This window comes from Hydrogenophaga sp. UC242_53 (assembly GCF_042696965.1).
Taxonomy (GTDB): Bacteria; Pseudomonadota; Gammaproteobacteria; order Burkholderiales; family Burkholderiaceae_C; genus Hydrogenophaga.
The window spans coordinates 3,615,217-3,632,644 of the sequence record NZ_CP170552.1 but is presented as its reverse complement, the minus strand read 5'-3'; the positions used below and the strand labels follow the sequence as shown (position 1 = coordinate 3,632,644).

At 69.1% G+C, this 17,428-nt stretch carries 14 protein-coding genes and 4 pseudogenes; 10 read left to right on the top strand and 8 right to left on the bottom strand.

Annotation, left to right across the window (positions count from 1 at the left end):
- The first annotated feature begins 65 nt into the window (after positions 1-65).
- The 3 genes and pseudogenes from ACFJI0_RS18275 to paaK all read left to right on the top strand — a co-directional run bounded on the left by ACFJI0_RS18275 (position 66) and on the right by paaK (position 2,600).
- Positions 66-864 (top strand): annotated as a pseudogene (locus ACFJI0_RS18275) (enoyl-CoA hydratase-related protein).
- Positions 861-1,307, top strand: a complete 447-nt coding sequence (gene paaI, locus ACFJI0_RS18270) for a hydroxyphenylacetyl-CoA thioesterase PaaI (RefSeq protein ID WP_382321657.1) — start codon at positions 861-863, stop codon at positions 1,305-1,307. The pseudogene ACFJI0_RS18275 and the gene paaI overlap by 4 nt, the downstream one beginning before the upstream one ends.
- Positions 1,304-2,600, top strand: a pseudogene (paaK, locus tag ACFJI0_RS18265) (phenylacetate--CoA ligase PaaK). Before paaI ends, paaK begins: the two are co-directional and overlap by 4 nt.
- Here the strand turns inward: paaK and ACFJI0_RS18260 are convergent.
- Genes ACFJI0_RS18260 through ACFJI0_RS18250 form a run of 3 tightly spaced genes read right to left on the bottom strand, consistent with a single transcriptional unit; the run spans position 2,597 to position 6,329 of the window.
- Entirely contained in the window at positions 2,597-4,408 is a 1,812-nt protein-coding gene (locus ACFJI0_RS18260; RefSeq protein WP_382321654.1) for a M61 family metallopeptidase, read from the bottom strand. The pseudogene paaK and the gene ACFJI0_RS18260 sit on opposite strands and share 4 nt — an antisense overlap.
- Positions 4,405-5,118, bottom strand: a complete 714-nt coding sequence (locus ACFJI0_RS18255) for a DsbC family protein (protein WP_291120718.1) — start codon at positions 5,116-5,118, stop codon at positions 4,405-4,407. The genes ACFJI0_RS18260 and ACFJI0_RS18255 overlap by 4 nt, the downstream gene beginning before the upstream one ends.
- A gap of 41 nt (positions 5,119-5,159) precedes the next feature.
- Complete coding sequence (locus ACFJI0_RS18250; protein ID WP_382321653.1) at positions 5,160-6,329, bottom strand: FAD-dependent monooxygenase; 1,170 nt, start codon at positions 6,327-6,329, stop codon at positions 5,160-5,162.
- A gap of 77 nt (positions 6,330-6,406) precedes the next feature.
- On the opposite strand from ACFJI0_RS18250, the gene ACFJI0_RS18245 reads away from it, so the two are divergent.
- Positions 6,407-7,282: an MOSC domain-containing protein gene (locus ACFJI0_RS18245; protein ID WP_382321650.1), complete on the top strand. Its 876-nt coding sequence runs from the start codon at positions 6,407-6,409 to the stop codon at positions 7,280-7,282.
- 2 nt (positions 7,283-7,284) lie between these two features.
- On the opposite strand, the gene ACFJI0_RS18240 is transcribed toward ACFJI0_RS18245, so the two are convergent.
- Together ACFJI0_RS18240 and ACFJI0_RS18235 are read right to left on the bottom strand one after the other, a co-directional pair.
- Complete coding sequence (locus ACFJI0_RS18240) at positions 7,285-8,163, bottom strand: N-formylglutamate amidohydrolase (protein WP_382321648.1); 879 nt, start codon at positions 8,161-8,163, stop codon at positions 7,285-7,287.
- A 3-nt stretch (positions 8,164-8,166) separates the two neighbouring features.
- Positions 8,167-9,151, bottom strand: a pseudogene (locus ACFJI0_RS18235) (tripartite tricarboxylate transporter substrate binding protein BugE).
- Between the two features lie 103 nt (positions 9,152-9,254).
- Between ACFJI0_RS18235 and ACFJI0_RS18230 the strand changes: the two are divergent.
- Together ACFJI0_RS18230 and ychF are read left to right on the top strand one after the other, a co-directional pair.
- Positions 9,255-10,154 (top strand): LysR substrate-binding domain-containing protein, encoded by a 900-nt coding sequence (locus ACFJI0_RS18230; RefSeq protein WP_382321645.1) that lies wholly within the window; start codon positions 9,255-9,257, stop codon positions 10,152-10,154.
- Positions 10,155-10,328: 174 nt separating this feature from the next.
- Positions 10,329-11,420 carry a redox-regulated ATPase YchF gene (ychF, locus tag ACFJI0_RS18225; protein WP_382321643.1) on the top strand — a complete coding sequence of 364 codons (1,092 nt, stop codon included), beginning with the start codon at positions 10,329-10,331 and terminating at the stop codon, positions 11,418-11,420.
- Positions 11,421-11,451: 31 nt separating this feature from the next.
- On the opposite strand, the gene ACFJI0_RS18220 is transcribed toward ychF, so the two are convergent.
- The gene (locus tag ACFJI0_RS18220; RefSeq protein ID WP_382321640.1) at positions 11,452-11,712 is read right to left on the bottom strand and encodes a hypothetical protein; all 261 of its coding nucleotides are present in this window, start codon (positions 11,710-11,712) and stop codon (positions 11,452-11,454) included.
- A 180-nt stretch (positions 11,713-11,892) separates the two neighbouring features.
- On the opposite strand from ACFJI0_RS18220, the gene ACFJI0_RS18215 reads away from it, so the two are divergent.
- Positions 11,893-12,672, top strand: a complete 780-nt coding sequence (locus tag ACFJI0_RS18215) for an RNA pseudouridine synthase (RefSeq protein ID WP_382321637.1) — start codon at positions 11,893-11,895, stop codon at positions 12,670-12,672.
- Here the strand turns inward: ACFJI0_RS18215 and ACFJI0_RS18210 are convergent.
- Both ACFJI0_RS18210 and ACFJI0_RS18205 read right to left on the bottom strand, forming a co-directional pair.
- Complete coding sequence (locus tag ACFJI0_RS18210) at positions 12,645-13,823, bottom strand: MFS transporter (protein ID WP_382321635.1); 1,179 nt, start codon at positions 13,821-13,823, stop codon at positions 12,645-12,647. The genes ACFJI0_RS18215 and ACFJI0_RS18210 overlap by 28 nt on opposite strands.
- Positions 13,820-14,302, bottom strand: coding sequence for a YqaA family protein (locus ACFJI0_RS18205; RefSeq protein ID WP_382321632.1), 483 nt, complete (start codon positions 14,300-14,302; stop codon positions 13,820-13,822). Before ACFJI0_RS18205 ends, ACFJI0_RS18210 begins: the two co-directional genes overlap by 4 nt.
- Before the next feature lie 178 nt (positions 14,303-14,480).
- On the opposite strand from ACFJI0_RS18205, the gene dusB reads away from it, so the two are divergent.
- The 3 genes and pseudogenes from dusB (at position 14,481) to purH (ending at position 17,377) form a co-directional block, all read left to right on the top strand.
- Entirely contained in the window at positions 14,481-15,518 is a 1,038-nt protein-coding gene (dusB, locus tag ACFJI0_RS18200) for a tRNA dihydrouridine synthase DusB (protein ID WP_382321630.1), read from the top strand.
- Positions 15,515-15,751: a helix-turn-helix domain-containing protein gene (locus ACFJI0_RS18195; protein WP_291120759.1), complete on the top strand. Its 237-nt coding sequence runs from the start codon at positions 15,515-15,517 to the stop codon at positions 15,749-15,751. Before dusB ends, ACFJI0_RS18195 begins: the two co-directional genes overlap by 4 nt.
- A 37-nt stretch (positions 15,752-15,788) precedes the next feature.
- Positions 15,789-17,377 (top strand): annotated as a pseudogene (gene purH / locus ACFJI0_RS18190) (bifunctional phosphoribosylaminoimidazolecarboxamide formyltransferase/IMP cyclohydrolase).
- The last annotated feature ends 51 nt before the right edge of the window (positions 17,378-17,428 follow it).

The window sequence follows — 17,428 nt, the reverse complement described above, 5'->3', positions numbered from 1 at the left end:
CCGATTGGTTGGTTAATGGTAAATTGCGATCCAACGCCCAACGACAACAGCAGGAGACCGCCGACATGAGCAACAACGCCACCGTGGTGTACGAAGAGCGCGGGGCCGTGGCCCTGGTCACGCTCAACCGCCCCGAAGCCCTGAACAGTTTCACCCGCCAGATGCACCGCGAGCTGTGGGCCGCGCTGGACCAGGCCGAGGCCAACCCGGCGGTGCGCGCGCTGGTGCTCACTGGCGCCGGGCGCGGTTTCTGCGCCGGCGCCGACCTGGCCGAATTCGATTTCGAGCCCGGCCCCGATCTGGTGAAGCGCGCCGACCCCGGCCCGGTGATCGAGCAGGCCTTCAACCCCACGGCGCGCCGCCTGCAGGGGCTGCGCATGCCCACCATCGCCGCCGTCAACGGCGTCGCGGCGGGTGCGGGCGCCTCGCTGGCGATGGCCTGCGACATCGCCATCGCCGCCACCGGCGCGAGCTTCATCCAGGCCTTCAGCAAGATCGGCTTGATACCGGACGCGGGTGGCAGTTGGTTCCTGGTCGAGCGCCTGGGCCTGGCGCGCGCCATGGCCTTGGCCCTGACGGGCGACAAGCTGCCGGCCACGCAGGCCAAGGAATGGGGCCTGGTCTGGGACGTGTCCGACGACTGCGTGGGCGCGGCACTGGCCCTGGCCGCGCGCCTGGCCACCATGCCCACCAAGGCCCTGGTTGCGCACGCGCGGCCTGCTGCGCGATGCCGGCACGCGCACGCTGGACCAGCAGCTGGACGTGGAGCGCGACACCCAGTCGGCCCTGGGCCGCACGCACGACTACATCGAAGGCGTGATGGCGTTCCGCGAAAAGCGTCCGGCGCAGTTCAAGGGCGAATGAGGATGAGCCCCGAAGACAAGGCCCGCAAGGTGGGCGAGACGATGTTCGCGGTGGACACCGCGAGCAAGGACACCATGGGCATGGAGCTGCTGGCCTGCGAACCCGGTCGCGCCGTGATGCGCATGGCCGTGCGCCCGCTGCATCTCAACGGCCACCAGATCTGCCATGGCGGCTTCATCTTCACGCTGGCCGATTCCACCTTCGCCTTTGCCTGCAACAGCCACAACAAGAACGCTGTGGCCGCGGGCTGCGGCATCGAGTTCCTGCGGCCCGCGCACGCGGGCGACGTGCTCACCTGCGAAGGCATCGAACAGACGCTGTCGGGCCGCCACGGCATCTACGACATGCGGGTGAGCAACCAGCGCGGCGAAGTGGTTGCGATGTTCCGCGGCAAGAGCGCGGTGATCGCCGGCACCGTGTTTCCCGAGGACGAGCAGCCATGAAGACCTTTCCCCTCGAACCGATCGAAAAAGCCGGCATCGACGAACTGCGTTCGCTGCAACTCAAGCGCCTGCAGGCCACGCTGCGCCACGCCTACCAGAACTCGCCGGTGTACCGCGCGAAGTTCGATGCGGCCGGCGTGCACCCCGACGACTGCCGCAGCCTGGCCGACCTGGCGAAGTTCCCTTTCACGACCAAGAAGGACCTGCGCGACAGCTACCCCTTCGGCATGTTCGCGGTGCCGCGCGAGCAGTGCGCGCGCATCCACGCCAGCAGCGGCACCACCGGCAAGCCGACGGTGGTGGGCTACACGCTCAAGGACATCGACACCTGGGCCACGGTGATGGCGCGCAGCATCCGCGCCAGTGGCGCCCGCCCGGGTGATCTGGTGCACGTGAGCTATGGCTACGGCCTGTTCACCGGCGGCCTGGGCGCGCACTACGGCGCCGAGAAGCTGGGGCTCACGGTGGTGCCTTTCGGCGGCGGCCAGACCGAGCGGCAGGTGCAGCTGATCCAGGACTTCCGGCCCGACATCATCATGGTCACGCCGAGCTACATGCTGGCGATCGCCGACGAGTTCGAACGCCAGGGCTTGGACCCGCGCGAGAGCAGCCTGCGCCTGGGCATCTTCGGCGCCGAACCCTGGACCAACGACATGCGGCTGGCGATCGAGCAGCGCATGGGCATCGACGCGGTGGACATCTACGGCCTCTCCGAGGTGATGGGGCCCGGCGCTGGCGAACGAGTGCGTGGAAACCAAGGACGGCCCGACGATCTGGGAAGACCACTTCTACCCCGAGATCATCGACCCCGACACCGGCGAGCCGGTGCCCGACGGCGAGCTGGGCGAGCTGGTGTTCACCAGCCTGACCAAGGAGGCGTTGCCCATCATCCGCTACCGCACGCGCGACCTCACGCGCCTGCTGCCCGGCACGGCGCGCCCCATGCGCCGCATGGAGAAAATCACCGGCCGCAGCGACGACATGATGATCGTGCGCGGCGTCAACGTGTTTCCCACGCAGATCGAGGAGCTCATCCTCAAGCGCGCCGAACTCAGCGCGCACTACCAGTGCGTGCTCACGCGCCAGGGGCCGATGGACGACCTCACCGTGGTGGTGGAGACGCGCTCGGGCCTGTCACCGGACAGCGAGGAGGCCCAGGGGGCCGCGCGCCTGCTGCAGCACGACATCAAGGTGTTCGTGGGCAGCAGCGTGATGGTGCAGTTGAAGCCCGAGGGCGGTGTCGAACGCAGCCAGGGCAAGGCCAAGCGCGTTCTGGATCAGCGAGGGCGCTAGTTCAGCCAGCTGGCGAGCTTGGGCGCATCGCCCACCGCCAGCCGCACGGTGAAGGACTCGGTGGGCCAGTCCAGCGGCAGGCGCAGCAGGCGCTTGTCGCGCGAGACCAGCGCGGTCAGCTTGGCGCGCCGCGCGCGCAGGGGCGGCAGTTCGTCGAGCTTGTGGAGGCGCCAGGCCTCGGCCTCGCCGCCGCGCTGCGCGGGCGCGAACTCCACGCCCAGCCACTCGTCGTTCGCGGCCATGCCGGCGGCCTCAGCCGCGCCGCCGCGCAGCACGGTCTTGAGCACCACGCTGCCCCCGGTCTCGCTCACGCGCAGGCCGAGTTGCTGCGCCAGCGGCGCCTTGTCGTGCGCCACCTTCACGCCATGGTCCTGCAGCAGCGAGGGCAGGGGCAGCTCGTCGGTGCTGTGCACCCAGGCCGCGATCTCACCTTCGTAGCTGCGTTGGCCCAGGCGCTTGAGCGCGCGCAGCACGTCGGCCTCGCGCATCGGGCCGCCTTCGCAGCGCTGCCAGAGTTCGCGCATCACCGCGTCGAGCGAACCGTGGCCTTCGGCGCGCAGCGTGAGGTCCAGGCACAGCGCCACCAGCGAGCCCTTGGTGTAGTAGCTCACCGTCGCGTTGGGCGTGTTCTCGTTCATGCGGTAGTACTTCACCCAGGCGTCGAAGCTGGCCTCGGCGACGGTCTGCACCAGGCGGCCCGGCGTCTGCTGCACCTGGTTGAGGGTCTTGGCCACCAGCTGCAGGTAGGTCGCGTCGTCGATCAGCCCGGCGCGGCGCAGCATGAGATCGTCGTAGTAGCTGGTGAAGCCTTCGAAGAACCAGAGCAGCTCGGTGTGGTTCTCGCTGTCGTAGTCGTAGCGCGCGAACTCGGCCGGGCGCAGGCGCTTGACGTTCCAGGTGTGGAAGTACTCGTGGCTGATCAGGCCCAGCAGCGTGGTGTAGCCGTCCGTGGCCTTGAGGGCGGCGGGTTTTTCGCCCGGCGCGGGCGTGCGCGGCAGATCGGCGCGCTGGCAGATCAGCGCGGTGGAGTTGCGGTGCTCCAGGCCGCCGTAGCCGTCGGCGCTGGCGTACAGCATGAACACGTAGCGCGAGAAAGGCGGGGGCTGCTGGCCGTGCCAGAAGGCGATCTGCGTCTCGCAGATCTTGCGGGTGTCTTCGATCAGGCGCTCGCCATCCATCCACTCGCCCGCGCCGGCCACCACGAAGCGGTGCTCCACGCCGCCGGCGGTGAAGCTGGCGCTCCAGAAGCGGCCCATTTCCACCGGGCAGTCGGCGAGCTCGTCGTAACCCTCGGCGAGGTAGTGGCCGAAGCCCTGGGCGTCCACGGTCTGCGGCGTCAGGCCGGTGGCGACCTGCCAGCCGGCGGTGGCCTCGCCACCCACGAGTTCGAGCGCGTGCGGCGTGTCCTCCTGGCCGAGCACGCGCAGGCACAGGCTGGTGGCGTTGAAGAAACCGCGCGAGGCGTCGAGGAAGGCGGTGCGCACCGAGGCGTCGAAGGCATACACCTCATACCGCAGCTCCAGCGGCTCGCCGGCCTCGGCCTGGGCCTGCCAGCGGTGTTTGTCGAGCTGCCTGAGGGCGACGGGTTGCCCGTTCTGCCAGGCGCGCAGTTGTTGCAGGTTCTGCGAGAACTCGCGCACCAGGTAGCTGCCCGGTATCCACACCGGCAGGGCCACGCGCTGGTTCTTCGCGGGCTGCTCGATGCGCAGCGTCACGGCGAACAGGTGGGCGTGCGCGCTGAGCACCGAGACGGTGTAGCGCACGCCCGCGTTGCGCGCGGCCTTGGCCGCCCTGGCGCGGGTGCTCAAGGCTTGGCTTCCGCGAGCTGTTTCTCGATCTGCTCGGCACCGATGGCGCCGGGCACGCGCGTGCCGTTGGCGAAGATGATGGTCGGGGTGCCAGTGATGCGGGCCTTCTTGCCGAACTCGAAGTTGCGCGCCACGGCAGCCGCGTCGCAAGTCGCCGAGGGCGGGGTCACGTCGCGCACCATCCAGTCGATGAAGGTCTTGCCCTTGTCCTTGGCGCACCAGATGTTGCGCGACTTCTCGCCCGAGTCGGCGCTCAGGATTGGGTACAGGAACACGTGCACCGTCACGTTGTCGATCTTCATCAGGTCGCGCTCGAAGCGCTTGCAGTAGCCGCAGTTGGGGTCCTCGAACACCGCCAGCTTGCGCTTGCCATTGCCGCGCACGATGGTGAAGGCGTCTTTCAGCGGCAGGTCCTTGAAGGCGATGGCGGTGAGCTTGTCCATGCGCTGCTCGGTCAGGTCCACGCGGGCCTTGGTGTCGATCATCGAACCCTGGATCAGGTAGTTGCCTTCGGCGTCGGTGTAGAACAGCTCGCTCTGGTTGACGCGCACCTCGTAGATGCCCGGCATGGGCGTCTTGCTGACCTCGTCGATGGCCGGCAGGTTGGGCAGGCGCTCGGCGAGGTTCTTGCGGATGGTGGCTTCCTGGGCGATGGCGGCCATCGACAGGGCAGCCAAGGCCGCGATCAGGAGGGATTTGAAGAGTTTCATCGTGGGAGCCTTGGAGGGCGTGCGGGATTCGAAAGAGGGTTTCAGAAGTGCGGCTGGCCCATGGCCTGGCGGGCGATCCAGCGCTTGAGCGGGCCGCTGCGGTCGAAGCCGTTGAGGCCCCAGTTGCGCAGCGCCTGCACGCGCGAGTCGCCGTGGGCGAACAGGCCGAACAGACCGTCGGTGACCCAGCCCATGGCGCCCACTTCGGCGGCGCGCGCGCGTTCGTAGCGGCGCAGCAGCTTGAGGTCGCCCAGCTCGCGCCAGTATTCGCGCTGCTGCAGCACGCGCGCCAGCTCGGCGGCGTCGGCCAGACCCACGTTCAGGCCCTGGCCCGCCAGCGGGTGCATGGCGTGCGCCGCGTCGCCGGCCAGCGCCACGCCGCCCTGGGCGGTGCGGGCGATCCAGCGTTGGGCGCGCGAGAGTTCGAGGGGCCAGGCCTGGGCGGGGCTTTCCATGTGCATGTGGCCCAGGGCCTGGGCGCAGCGCGCCTGCACGGCCTGGGTGAAGGTGGTCGGGTCGGCTTGCAGCCAGGCGTCGGCCTGCTGTGCAGGGACAGACCACACCAGCGCCACGGAGTTCCCGAACGCGCCGCCCAGGGGCAGCAGGGCCATCACCTCGCCGTTGGAAAACCACTGCCGGGCGATGCCGCCGTGCGGCTGGTCGCAGTGCAGCCGCGCGGCCACCGCCTTGTGTGGGTAGGGGCGCACGTCGAATTCCAGGCCCAGTTCCGCGCGCGTCTGGCTGCGCTTGCCCTCGCACACCACCGTCAGGGCGGCGTTGGGCGCTTCGCTCACGCGCTCGATGCCGCCCTGGAAGCCGATCGCGTCGGACAGGCGCTGCTCCAGCGCGGGCACGTCCACGATCCAGGTCAGCGCGTCCGCGCCCTGGTCGTCGGCCGAGAACTGCAGCTCGCCGCCGTCGTCGCCCCACACCTGCATGGCGCTCACCGGGGTGATGGGGGGCACGCGGTCGTCCTGCGGATCGGCCTCGGGCCAGGCGCGCACCGAGCGCAGCACGTCGCGCGAGGCCGCGTTGATCGCGTAGGCGCGCACGTCGGGGGTGTCCTGCGGGCCGCGTGGCGCGCCGACCAGAGCCACGCGCAGGCGGTCGCGGGCCAGCAGCAGGGCCAGGGTCTGGCCCACCACGCCGGCCCCTCGGATGGCGACGTCGAAACGCCGGGTAGAGCCGGTGCGGGGGGCAGGGGAGTTCATGGGGGGATTCTAGGAGCAGGGCACAATCCGGGCCTTCCCCCGGGCGATACCCGGTACCCCCATCCTGACCATCCACCATGAGTGCTGAACCCATTGCCGCCGACGTGCAGGCCACCATCGCCCAGCTCTGGGTCTATCCGGTCAAGTCCTGCGCCGGCATTTCGCTGACCGAGGTCGAGCTGACCGACACCGGCCTGCTGTACGACCGCGCCTGGATGGTGGTGGACGCGGACGGCGAGTTCGTGACCCAGCGCGAGCTGCCCCGCATGGCGCTCATCCAGACCGCTTTCAAGATGGGCCAGCTGGTGCTGCGCGCCCCCGGCATGCTCGCGCTGCACCTGGCGCTGGACGCGGCCGAAGGCCCGCTCCAGGTGCGCGTGTGGGACGACGAGGTGCAGGCCTACGACATGGGCGATCTGGCCGCGCAGTGGTTCAGCGATTTCCTCGGTCAGCCCCTGCGCCTGGCGCGCTTCGACCCCGAGGTGCGGCGCGTGTGCAGCCTGAAGTGGACCGGGGGCCGTGAGGCCGTCACGCAGTTCGCCGACGGTTTCAGCCTGCTGGTGACCAGCACCGCGTCGCTGGACGAACTCAACACCCGCCTGGGCGCGGCCGGCCACGGGCCGGTGGAGATGCTGCGTTTCCGGCCCAACGTCGTGCTGGCCGGCGTGGAAGCGCACGACGAAGACCGCGTGGGCGCGATGCGCATCGGCACCGGGGACGGCGCGTCCGCGCTGATCGAGCCGGTCAAGCCCTGCGGCCGCTGTCCCATTCCCAACATCGACCCGGCCACCGCCATCTCCAGCCCCGAGGTGAACGACACGCTGCAGGTCTACCGGCAGGACCCGCGCCTCAACGGCGCCATCACCTTCGGCATGAATGCCATCGTGCTCGAAGGCGACGGGCAGGTGCTGCGGATCGGCCAGCCCGTGAGCGCCGACTGGAAGTTCGACTGAACTCAGCCCTGGGCTGATCGTGGCGGGCTGGCCCGCTCGCTCGCGTAGCGCGCCAGCGTGGCCGCCAGTTCGCCCAGGTCGCGCTGCACCGTGGCGAAACTGGCGTTGCGCTCCCGGGTGATCTCGTCCATGTACACCGGGCGGCGGATCTCGATCTGCAGGCTGTGGCGCCCTTGTGCGGGCTGGCCGATGCGAGCGATCAGCTGCACGCCCTTGTACGGGTCGTTGCGGGCCACCGAATAGCCGCGCGAGCGCAGCTCGCGCTCCACCAGGTCGACAAACGCCGGGTCGCAGGTGGTGCCGTCGCGGTCGCCCAGCACGAAGTCCGCGAGTGGGCGGGTGCTGCGGATCTGGAGCCGCTCGTAGGCGTTGTCGGGCATGGAATGCAGGTTCAGGTGCCAGAGCGCGCCGAAGCGGTCCATGGTCTCGTCGATGCATCGCGACAGGGCCGCGTGGTACGGGCGGTAGCAGCGGGCGATGCGCGCCTGCACCTCCGCCACGGTGAGCCGACGGTGGTAGATCGGCGTGCTGGCATCGATGTTGCGCCACACCAGGCCGAAACCCAGGCGGGTTTTCTCGCTCGGGTTCAGCGGCGCCGGCCACGGGCCGTCGAGCAGGTCCGGGTCGAGGTCGTCCTCCGAGCGGTTGCAGTCCATGTAGGTGCGGGGAAAGTGGGCCGCCAGCAGGCTGCCGCCCACCGAGGGCACCGCCGCCCACAGCGCCTCCACATGCGTGTCCTCGCCGCGCCGCAGCAGCGCCCGGGGCACGGCGTGGTCGTAGTCCGCCGGGTAGTCGGTGCCGCTGTGCGGCGAGTCGCACACCAGGGGCACGGGCGTGGCGACAGGGCGGTGCAGCGTGAACGGCGGTGCGTCGATCGGCATGGCTCAGTCCAGCGAGATCTTGGCGATCTCGGCCACGCGCTCGTAGCGCTCCATGGCCTGCTGGATCTGCTGGGCGAACGCCTCGGGCGTGCCGGGGATCAGCGTGGAGCCCGAGGCTTCCATCTGCTTGATGAACTCGGGGTGCTTCATGCCTTTGTGGATGGCAGCGTTGAGCCTGGCCACCACCTCGGGCGGCGTGCCCGCCGGCGCGACCACGCCGAACCAGCCGCCACCGCCCATCTGGGGGAAACCGAGTTCGCCGTAGGTGGGCACCTCCGGCAGCGAGGGCGAGCGCTTCTCGCTCAGCACCGCCAGCGCGCGCAGCTTGCCGGACTGGATGTTCGGCAGGGCCGACGGCAGGTTGTCCGTGATGGCGGTCACCTGGCCCGCCATGGCGTCGGTCATGGCCTGCCCGGCGCCCTTGTACGGCACGTGCAGCAGGTTCATCTTGGACAGGGCCATGAAGTGCTCGATGTTGGCGTGGCCCAGGGAGCCAATGCCCGGCGAGGCGAAGCTGTACTTGCCCGGGTTGGCCTGGGCCAGGGCGATGAACTCCTTCATGTCCTTGGCCGGTGTGGCGGGATGCACCGCGAAGACGCTGGGCGTGGTCGCCACGTTGGTGATCGGCGCGAAGTCCTTCACCGGGTTGTAGCGCAGCTTGTTGCCATAGACCGCCGGGTTGCTGCCGTGCGTGCTGACGGTGGCGCATGCCCAGGGTGTAGCCATCGGCCGGCGCGCGGGCGACGAATTCCATGCCCGTCGAGCCACCGGCGCCCGCCTTGTTCTCCACCACGATGGACTGACCGAGCTCGCGACCGCCGTATTCGGCCACCAGGCGCGCGGCCAGGTCGGTCGAGCCGCCGGGGGCGAAAGGCACGATCAGCTTGATCGGCCGGTTGGGGTAGGCGGTCTGGGCCTGGGCGGCAGCGCCCAGAACGAGCGCGGTGGTCAGGGTCAGCGCGGTGCGCAGCAGGGTTCGGGTGGTCATGTGAGGTCTCCTCCTCGGGGATGGGAGCCGAAGGGTAGGAAATCCGACCAAGGCAGGCAAACGACATTTTCGCCGTGTGCGATGACATGATGTAATCAGCCGCATGCGCATCCGAAGCCCTTCTCTGGTGGAGCTGCACGCCTTCCTGGGCGTGGCCCGCCATGGCAATTTCCACCGCGCGGCCGACGAGCTGTGCGTGACCCAGGCGGCGGTGAGCCGCGCGGTGGCCCGGCTCGAGAAACACCTGGGGGTCCAGCTGCTGGACCGCGCGGCCAGCGGCGTGCGCCTGACCCCGGCCGGCGCCGACTTGCGCCGCCAGGTCGAAGGGCCCGTGGCCGCGCTGGAGGCCGCGGCGGGCCAGGTCAGGGCCCTGCCCGAAGCCCTGCGGCTGCGGCTGTCCGTGGTGCCCAGCCTGGGCAACCTCTGGCTGATGCCGCGCCTGGAGGATTTCCGGCACCGCCACCCCGAGATCGACATCGAGTTCCGCCAGTACCACCACGACGAGGACTTCACCCGCGCGGACGTGGATCTGTGGGTGGCGCTCAAGGCGCGGGCCGGCAAGCACTGGCCCCGCCAGGTGGCGGCGCAGTACCTCATCGGCCGCGAGATCGTGGCCGTGTGCGCGCCCGCGCTGGCGCAAGGCATCGACGGCGTGGACGCGCTGCTGAACCTGCCCCTGCTGTACCACAGCAACTACCGCGACAACTGGGCCCTGTGGGCCGATTCCGTGGGCGGGCAACTGCCGCCGCACTGGCGGGGAACGGGCTTCGACCTGGTCATGAACCTGATCGAAGCGGCCCGCGCGGGCATGGGCGTGGCGGTGGTCCAGCGCTGCATGGTGCAGGCCGAACTCGCCGCCGGCCGCCTGGTCACCCCCGTGCCCGGCAGCGCCAGCACCGGGCGGGGCTACTACCTGTGCCGTCCGCGCGCGACCGCCGGCTCCCGCGCGGTGGAGGCTTTCTCGCTCTGGGTCCGTGAACAGGCCCGGCGCGCGGGCGGCTGAGCGTCCGGGACGCTTCAGCGCGAGAGATTCACCCATCAGTACAATCGACACCCGTTTCCCCTTGGCAAGACGAGGACAACGTCCTCACGGAACCCGGTACCTCTCACCTCGGTTCGCAGCACTGCCAGACAGGCGCTACACAGTGCCACAGGGGTTGATTCATAAGGAATTTCCATGAGCCTCCAATGCGGCATCGTGGGCCTGCCCAACGTCGGCAAGTCCACCCTTTTCAACGCGCTGACCAAGGCCGGCATCGCGGCCGAGAACTACCCCTTCTGCACCATCGAGCCCAACACCGGTGTGGTGGAAGTGCCCGATCCGCGCCTGCAGCAGCTCGCCGAGATCGTCAAGCCCGAGCGCATCGTGCCGGCCATCGTGGAGTTCGTGGACATCGCCGGCCTCGTGGCGGGCGCGAGCACCGGTGAAGGCCTGGGCAACAAGTTCCTCGCGCACATCCGCGAGACCGACGCCATCGTCAACGTGGTGCGCTGCTTCGAAGACCCGAACGTCATCCACGTGCGCAACAAGGTCGACCCGATCGCCGACATCGAGGTCATCCAGACCGAGCTCTGCCTGGCCGATCTGGCCGCCGTGGAAAAGGCCCTGCACCGCGTGAGCAAGACCGCGCGCTCGGGCGACAAGGAGTCGATCAAGCAGGTCGCCATCCTCGAGAAGTGCCAGGCCGCGCTCAACGACACCCAGCCGGTGCGCACCATCGACTTCAGCAAGGAAGAGCAGGCGCAGCTCAAGCAGTTTTTCCTGATCACCGCCAAACCCGCGATGTTCGTGGCGAACGTGTCGGAAGACGGCTTCGAAAACAACCCGCTGCTGGACCGCCTCAAGGAATTCGCGCAGAAGCAGAACGCGCCCGTGGTCGCCATCTGCGCCAAGATCGAGGCCGAACTCTCCGAGATGGACGACGCCGACCGGCTCGAATTCCTCAAGGAACTCGGGCAGGACGAGCCGGGCCTGAACCGCCTGATCCGCGCGGCCTACCAGCTGCTCGGCCTGCAGACCTACTTCACGGCCGGCGTGAAAGAGGTGCGCGCCTGGACCATCCACGTAGGCGACACCGGCCCGCAGGCCGCTGGCGTGATCCACACCGATTTCGAGAAGGGCTACATCCGCGCCCAGACCATCGGTTTCGACGACTACATCGCCTACAAGGGCGAGCAGGGCGCCAAGGACGCGGGCAAGATGCGCGCCGAAGGCAAGGACTACGTCGTCAAGGACGGCGACGTGATGAACTTCCTGTTCAGCAGCTGAACTCGATCCGCCTTGGCTGAGCCAGCGGGCGTCAGTCCGCGGGCTGCGCCTTGCCCCGCCAGTGGCGGACGTTGAACGGGAACACCGGGCGGTGGTCCTTCATCGCCAGGGCGGCGTCCGGCGTGGCGCCCAGATCGCCCCAGCCACTGCCGTCGCCCCAGTGCCGGAAACCGTGCTGGAGCACGCTGTGGCTCTCGCCGGGAATGCCCAGCGCCGTGGTCTCGTAAACGCCCTCCCGGGCGGGGTTGCCGTTGGTCTCGATCGTGAACCAGGAATAGAACTCAGTGGACATGGAAGATCCTTTGTCAAACAAAGAGAGCCCCCACCTTAAGACAGAACGACACGCTTCGACTGTTCGCTGGGAAACACTCGATCGGCCGCGTGGCACGTGCTGCCAAAGCATGAAGGGGAAGTGGCATGCCGAAATGGTCACCCGCCTGGACACACCCGAACAGCGCGTAGAGTCGGCGGCATGAACGAACACGCTCCGATCCGTCCCGAACCCCAGCGCCTGGCCAAACGGCTCGCGGCCCAACTGCCGTGCTCGCGCCGCGACGCCGAACACTACATCGCTGGCGGTTGGGTGCGGGTTGACGGCACCGTGGTCGAGGAGCCCATGGCGCGCGTGCGCGACGAGCAGGCCGTGGAGCTCGATCCGAAGGCGCGGCTGGAACCGCTGGTGCCGGTCACGCTGGTCTGGCACAAGCCCTCGGGCCAGGCCCTGCCCGACGAATCGCCTTTGCCCGACGAGCTGGCCGCGCGCTGGTTCGCCCCGGGTGCGCGCTTCAAGGGCGACCGCTCGGGCGTGCGCCCGCTCAAGGCGCATGGCCACAAGCTGCTGCCGGTCTCGCCGCTGGAGGTGCTTGCCAGCGGCCTGATGGTGTTCACGCAGAACCCGGGCGTGGCGCGCAAGATCACCGATGCCTCCTCGCCGCTGGAACACGAGTGGCTCGTGGAGGTGCAGGACGATGCCGAACTCGACGACGACGCGCGGCGCGAAGCGGTGCTGCAGTCGCTGGGCAAGGCGCTGTTCTTCGACGGCTGGGCCGTGCCCACGGCGCGCGCGAGCTGGCAGAGCGAGCGGCGCCTGCGGCTGGCGATCAAGGGCACGCTGCCGGGGCAGGTGGCGCACCTGGCCGAGCGCGCCGGCCTGCGCCTGGCCTCGGTGCGGCGCCAGCGCCTGGGCCGCATCGGCCTGGACGGCCTGCCTTCAGGCCAGTGGCGCTACCTCGCCGCGCACGAGCGTTTCTGAAGCCACGCGGCCCACAGGCTCACGGCCATCGCGACCAGCATCACGGCCAGGCCGACCTGGTGCAGGTTCATCATGCGGCCCTGGGCGATCATCACGCCGCCCAGCGCCGCGCCCAGGGCCTGCCCGCCATACAGGGCCGAGGTGTTGAGCGCCACGGTGGCCGGGGCCAGCTCGGGTGAGATCTGCACCAGCCGCGCCTGCTGCGCCGAGTTGCACGAGAAGCAGCCCAGCGCCCAGGGGATGAGCACGAAGGCCTGGGCCCAGACGCCGTAGCGGCCCAGCGGCCAGAGCAGCAGGCTCAGCACGATGGCGCACAGCGTGATCAGCACGGCCCGGGGCGCGCCGATGCGGTCGATGGAGCGCGTGACCGCGACATTGCCTGCCAGGCCGAAGACGCCGAACCACAGGAAGATCAGCGACAGCAGTCCGCCGCCCGCGCCCAGGGTCTGCGCGAAGTAGGGGGCGAAGTAGGAGAACAGCGTGAACTGCCCGAAGGAGAAGAGCAGCGTCACGGCCACGGCGGTCATCAGCGGGGCCGAGCCCAGGGTGCGGCCCCAGGCCTCGCGCGACAGCGCGGCCGGTTTGATGCCGTCGGGCATCTCGCGCCACACCCAGGCGCCGCTGAGGAACGAGGTCAGCGCCACCAGCCCGAAGGCCCAGCGCCAGTTGAGTTCGCTGCTGATCCAGGCCGACAGCGGCATGCCCAGCACCGAGGCCAGCGACCAGCCCAGGAAGATGAAGGTGATGGCGCGCCCGCGCATCGCCGGGCCGACCAGGAGGCCCACGCTGGCCGCCGCCTGCGGCGTGAAGATGGCCGGCGCGATGACGGCCAGCACGCGCAGCGGCATCAGGCTGGCGTAGTTGGGTGCCAGCGCGCAGGCCAGCAGCAGCACGCCGTACCAGATCAGCGAGATCGTGAGCAGGCGGCGCCGGTCCCAGCCCGCGACCAGGCTGGCGAACAGCGGCGCGCCCAGGCCCATCAGGATGGCCGCGGCCGTGATCAGCTGGCCGGCCTGCGGGATCGACACGCCCAGCGAGTGGCTGATGTCGTTGAGCGTGCCGGGCACCACCATCACACCGGTGCCGATCACGAAGTTGCCCACCATCAGGGCCCAGAGGGCGCGTGGCAGGCGGTTGCTGGCAACGGTCATGGATGCAGGGTTCCAGGGAAGAACCACAACAGCGCGGCCGTCATGGTGAGGTAGCGGGCGAACTTGCCGATGGCCATGTAGGCCAGGCAGGGCCAGAACGGAAATTTGAGCCAGCCTGCCACGGCGCATAGCGGGTCGCCCACCACCGGCAGCCAGGACATGAGGCAGGCCTTGGGGCCGAAGCGCTCCAGCCATTGCAGCGCGCGCAGATCGACGTGGTTGCCGCGCGCCCGGTCCACCACCTTGTGCGTGCCCAGGCCCATGAGCCAGCTCACGGCGCCGCCGGCCGTGTTGCCGGCGGTGCGCACCAGGATGGCGGGCCAGAAGAGATGCGGGTTGATCTTGATCAGGCCGAACACCGCCGGCTCCGATCCCAGGGGCAGCAAGGTGGCCGATATGAAGGACACCACGAAGACCGTGCTCAGGCCGAATTCGGGCAGGGCCAGCTGCTCTATCAGGTAGGTGATCCAGTCGGGCATGGGCGGCGAAATCCGGGGGTGGGGGAGACCGGCGATCGGGAAGTCGGAGGGAGAGGGCAAAAAGGGTGCCGACATATCGCCTGCTGAAAAAACAGGCAGATACAATCGCGTTCCTTCGCCCCCCGCGTTAGCAGGGATCGCGGCAGTTCCACCGCTCGACACCGATTCTCCCACCGCCATGCAACTCGGGGCTTTCACCCTGCCCAATGCCCTGTTCGTCGCGCCCATGGCGGGGGTGACGGACCGGCCATTCCGCAAGCTGTGCAAGCGCCTGGGCGCGGGCTATGCGGTGAGCGAGATGGTGACCTCGCGCCCCGATCTGCAGGACAGCCTCAAGACCTCGCGCCGCGCCAACCACGAAGGCGAGGCCGCGCCGATCTCGGTGCAGATCGCCGGCACCGACGCGCAGATGATGGCCGACGCCGCGCGCTACAACATCGACCGGGGCGCGCAGATCATCGACATCAACATGGGCTGCCCGGCCAAGAAGGTCTGCAACAAGTGGGCCGGCTCGGCGCTGATGCAGGACGAGGCGCTGGCCATTGAGATCGTGCAGGCCGTGGTGGCCGCCTGCGAGCCGCACGGCGTGCCCGTCACCCTCAAGATGCGCACCGGCTGGTGCGCCAGCGTGCGCAACGCCCCCACGCTCGCGCTGGCCGCCGAAGCCGCGGGTGTGCAGATGCTCACCGTGCACGGCCGCACGCGCGAGCAGGGCTACAAGGGCCAGGCCGAGCACGACACCGTGGCCCACATCAAGAGCCGCGTGCGCATTCCGGTGGTGCGCAACGGCGACATCGACAGCCCCGAGCAGGCGCGCGAGGTGCTGCGCCGCACCGGGGCCGACGCCATCATGGTCGGCCGCGCCGCCCAGGGCCGGCCCTGGATCTTCCGTGAAATCGCCCACTTCCTCGCCACCGGCGAACACCTGCCGCCGCCCGACCTGGCCGACGTGCGGGTCTGGCTGCTCGACCACCTGCACGACCACTACGACCTGTACGGCGAATCCACCGGTGTGCGCAGCGCGCGCAAGCACCTGGGCTGGTACGCGCAATCGCTGCCGCTGCCCCCCGGCGCGGCCGCCCTGTTCCGTTCGCGCGTCAACGCCGTCACTACGGTGGAGGCGCAGCTGCGCTGCGTGAGCGAGAGCCTGGACGAGTGGTCGTCCGGCGAAACCACAACAACAACCCCGAGCGACAACTGGAAACTGGCCGCATGAAACAGAACAAATTGCACGACTGTGTGCGTGCCAGCATGGAAGACTTCTTCCGCGACCTCAACGGCACCGACCCCGCCAACCTGCACGACATGCTGGTCAAGGCGGTGGAAAAACCCTTGCTCGAAGTGGTGATGGAGCAGGCGCAGAACAACCAGTCGCGCGCCGCGCAATGGCTGGGGCTGAACCGCAACACGCTGCGCAAGAAGCTGCTCGAACACAAGCTCATCGACTGAGCCCACCGATTTCCCAACCTCCCAAGCCCTCTCTTCCATGCGCGCACTCATTTCCGTCTCCGACAAGACCGGCATCGTCGAACTCGCCCAGGCCCTGCACGGCCTCGGCGTGGCCCTGATCTCCACCGGCGGCACCGCCAAGCTGCTGGCCGAGAAAGGCCTGCCGGTGACCGAGGTGGCCGAGGTGACGGGCTTTCCCGAGATGCTCGACGGCCGCGTGAAGACGCTGCACCCCAAGGTGCACGGCGGCCTGCTGGCGCGCCGCGACCTGCCCGAGCACATGGCCGCGCTCAAGACCCATGGCATCGAGACCATCGACCTGCTGATCGTCAACCTCTATCCCTTCGAGTCCACCGTGCGCCAAGGCCGGTTGCACGCTGGAAGACGCGATCGAGAACATCGACATCGGCGGCCCCGCCATGGTGCGCAGCGCCGCGAAGAACTGGAAGGACGTGGCGGTGCTGACCGACGCGGCCCAGTACCCGGCCGTGATCGACGAACTCAAGGCCAGCGGCAAGCTCAGCGACAAGACGCGCTTCGCGCTCTCGGTCGCCGCGTTCAACCGCATCAGCAACTACGACGCGGCCATCAGCGACTACCTCTCGTCCATCGAGTTCGAGGAAGGCGCCAGCGTGCCCCGCCGCAGCGAGTACCCGGCCCAGAGCAACGGCCGCTTCGTCAAGCTGCAGGACCTGCGCTACGGCGAGAACCCGCACCAGAGCGCCGCCTTCTACCGCGACCTGCACCCCGCGCCGGGCTCGCTGGTCACGGCCAGGCAGCTGCAGGGCAAGGAACTCAGCTACAACAACATCGCCGACGCCGACGCGGCCTGGGAATGTGTCAAGAGCTTCGAGGTGCCGGCCTGCGTGATCGTCAAGCACGCCAACCCCTGCGGCGTGGCCGTGGGCAAGGACGCGCTGGAGGCCTACGGCAAGGCTTTCCAGACCGACCCCACCAGCGCCTTCGGCGGCATCATCGCGCTCAACCGCGTGCTCGATGGCGCGGGCGCGCAGGCAATCAGCAAGCAGTTCGTCGAGGTGCTGATGGCGCCCGGCTACACGCCCGAGGCGCTGGAGGTCTTCAAGGCCAAGGCCAATGTGCGCGTGCTCGAAATCGCGCTGCCCCCGGGCGGCGCCACGGCGTGGGACAAGGGCCTGAACCTCAGCGATGTGAAGCGCGTGGGCTCGGGCCTGCTGATCCAGAGCGCCGACAACCACGTGCTGCAACGCAGCAACCTCAAGGTGGTCACCCAGCTGCAGCCGACCGAACAGCAGATCGAAGACCTGCTGTTCGCCTGGAAGGTGGCGAAGTTCGTGAAGTCCAACGCCATCGTGTTCTGCAAGGACGGCATGACCATGGGCGTGGGCGCGGGCCAGATGAGCCGCCTGGACTCGGCGCGCATCGCCAGCATCAAGGCCGGCCACGCCAAGCTCTCGCTGCAGGGCACGGCGGTGGCGCAGCGACGCCTTCTTCCCGTTCCGCGACGGCCTGGACGTGGTGGTGGACGCGGGCGCGAGCTGCGTGATCCAGCCGGGTGGTTCGATGCGCGATCAGGAAGTGATCGACGCGGCGGACGAGCGCGGTGTCGTCATGGTCTACAGCGGCGTGCGCCACTTCCGCCATTGAGCGAACGGCGCCACGCGCCTGAATGCCCTCCGGGCCGCCGCAGAAACCTGC

Excerpts from the sequence above, each read along its gene's own strand:
- paaI (WP_382321657.1), top strand. The coding sequence starts at position 861 with ATGAGGATGAGCCCCGAAGACAAGGCCCGCAAGGTGGGCGAGACGATG.
- ACFJI0_RS18255 (WP_291120718.1), bottom strand. The coding sequence starts at position 5,118 with ATGAAACTCTTCAAATCCCTCCTGATCGCGGCCTTGGCTGCCCTGTCG.
- ACFJI0_RS18250 (WP_382321653.1), bottom strand. The coding sequence starts at position 6,329 with ATGAACTCCCCTGCCCCCCGCACCGGCTCTACCCGGCGTTTCGACGTC.
- ACFJI0_RS18245 (WP_382321650.1), top strand. The coding sequence starts at position 6,407 with ATGAGTGCTGAACCCATTGCCGCCGACGTGCAGGCCACCATCGCCCAG.
- ACFJI0_RS18240 (WP_382321648.1), bottom strand. The coding sequence starts at position 8,163 with ATGCCGATCGACGCACCGCCGTTCACGCTGCACCGCCCTGTCGCCACG.
- ACFJI0_RS18230 (WP_382321645.1), top strand. The coding sequence starts at position 9,255 with ATGCGCATCCGAAGCCCTTCTCTGGTGGAGCTGCACGCCTTCCTGGGC.
- ychF (WP_382321643.1), top strand. The coding sequence starts at position 10,329 with ATGAGCCTCCAATGCGGCATCGTGGGCCTGCCCAACGTCGGCAAGTCC.
- ACFJI0_RS18220 (WP_382321640.1), bottom strand. The coding sequence starts at position 11,712 with ATGTCCACTGAGTTCTATTCCTGGTTCACGATCGAGACCAACGGCAAC.
- ACFJI0_RS18215 (WP_382321637.1), top strand. The coding sequence starts at position 11,893 with ATGAACGAACACGCTCCGATCCGTCCCGAACCCCAGCGCCTGGCCAAA.
- ACFJI0_RS18210 (WP_382321635.1), bottom strand. The coding sequence starts at position 13,823 with ATGACCGTTGCCAGCAACCGCCTGCCACGCGCCCTCTGGGCCCTGATG.
- ACFJI0_RS18205 (WP_382321632.1), bottom strand. The coding sequence starts at position 14,302 with ATGCCCGACTGGATCACCTACCTGATAGAGCAGCTGGCCCTGCCCGAA.
- dusB (WP_382321630.1), top strand. The coding sequence starts at position 14,481 with ATGCAACTCGGGGCTTTCACCCTGCCCAATGCCCTGTTCGTCGCGCCC.
- ACFJI0_RS18195 (WP_291120759.1), top strand. The coding sequence starts at position 15,515 with ATGAAACAGAACAAATTGCACGACTGTGTGCGTGCCAGCATGGAAGAC.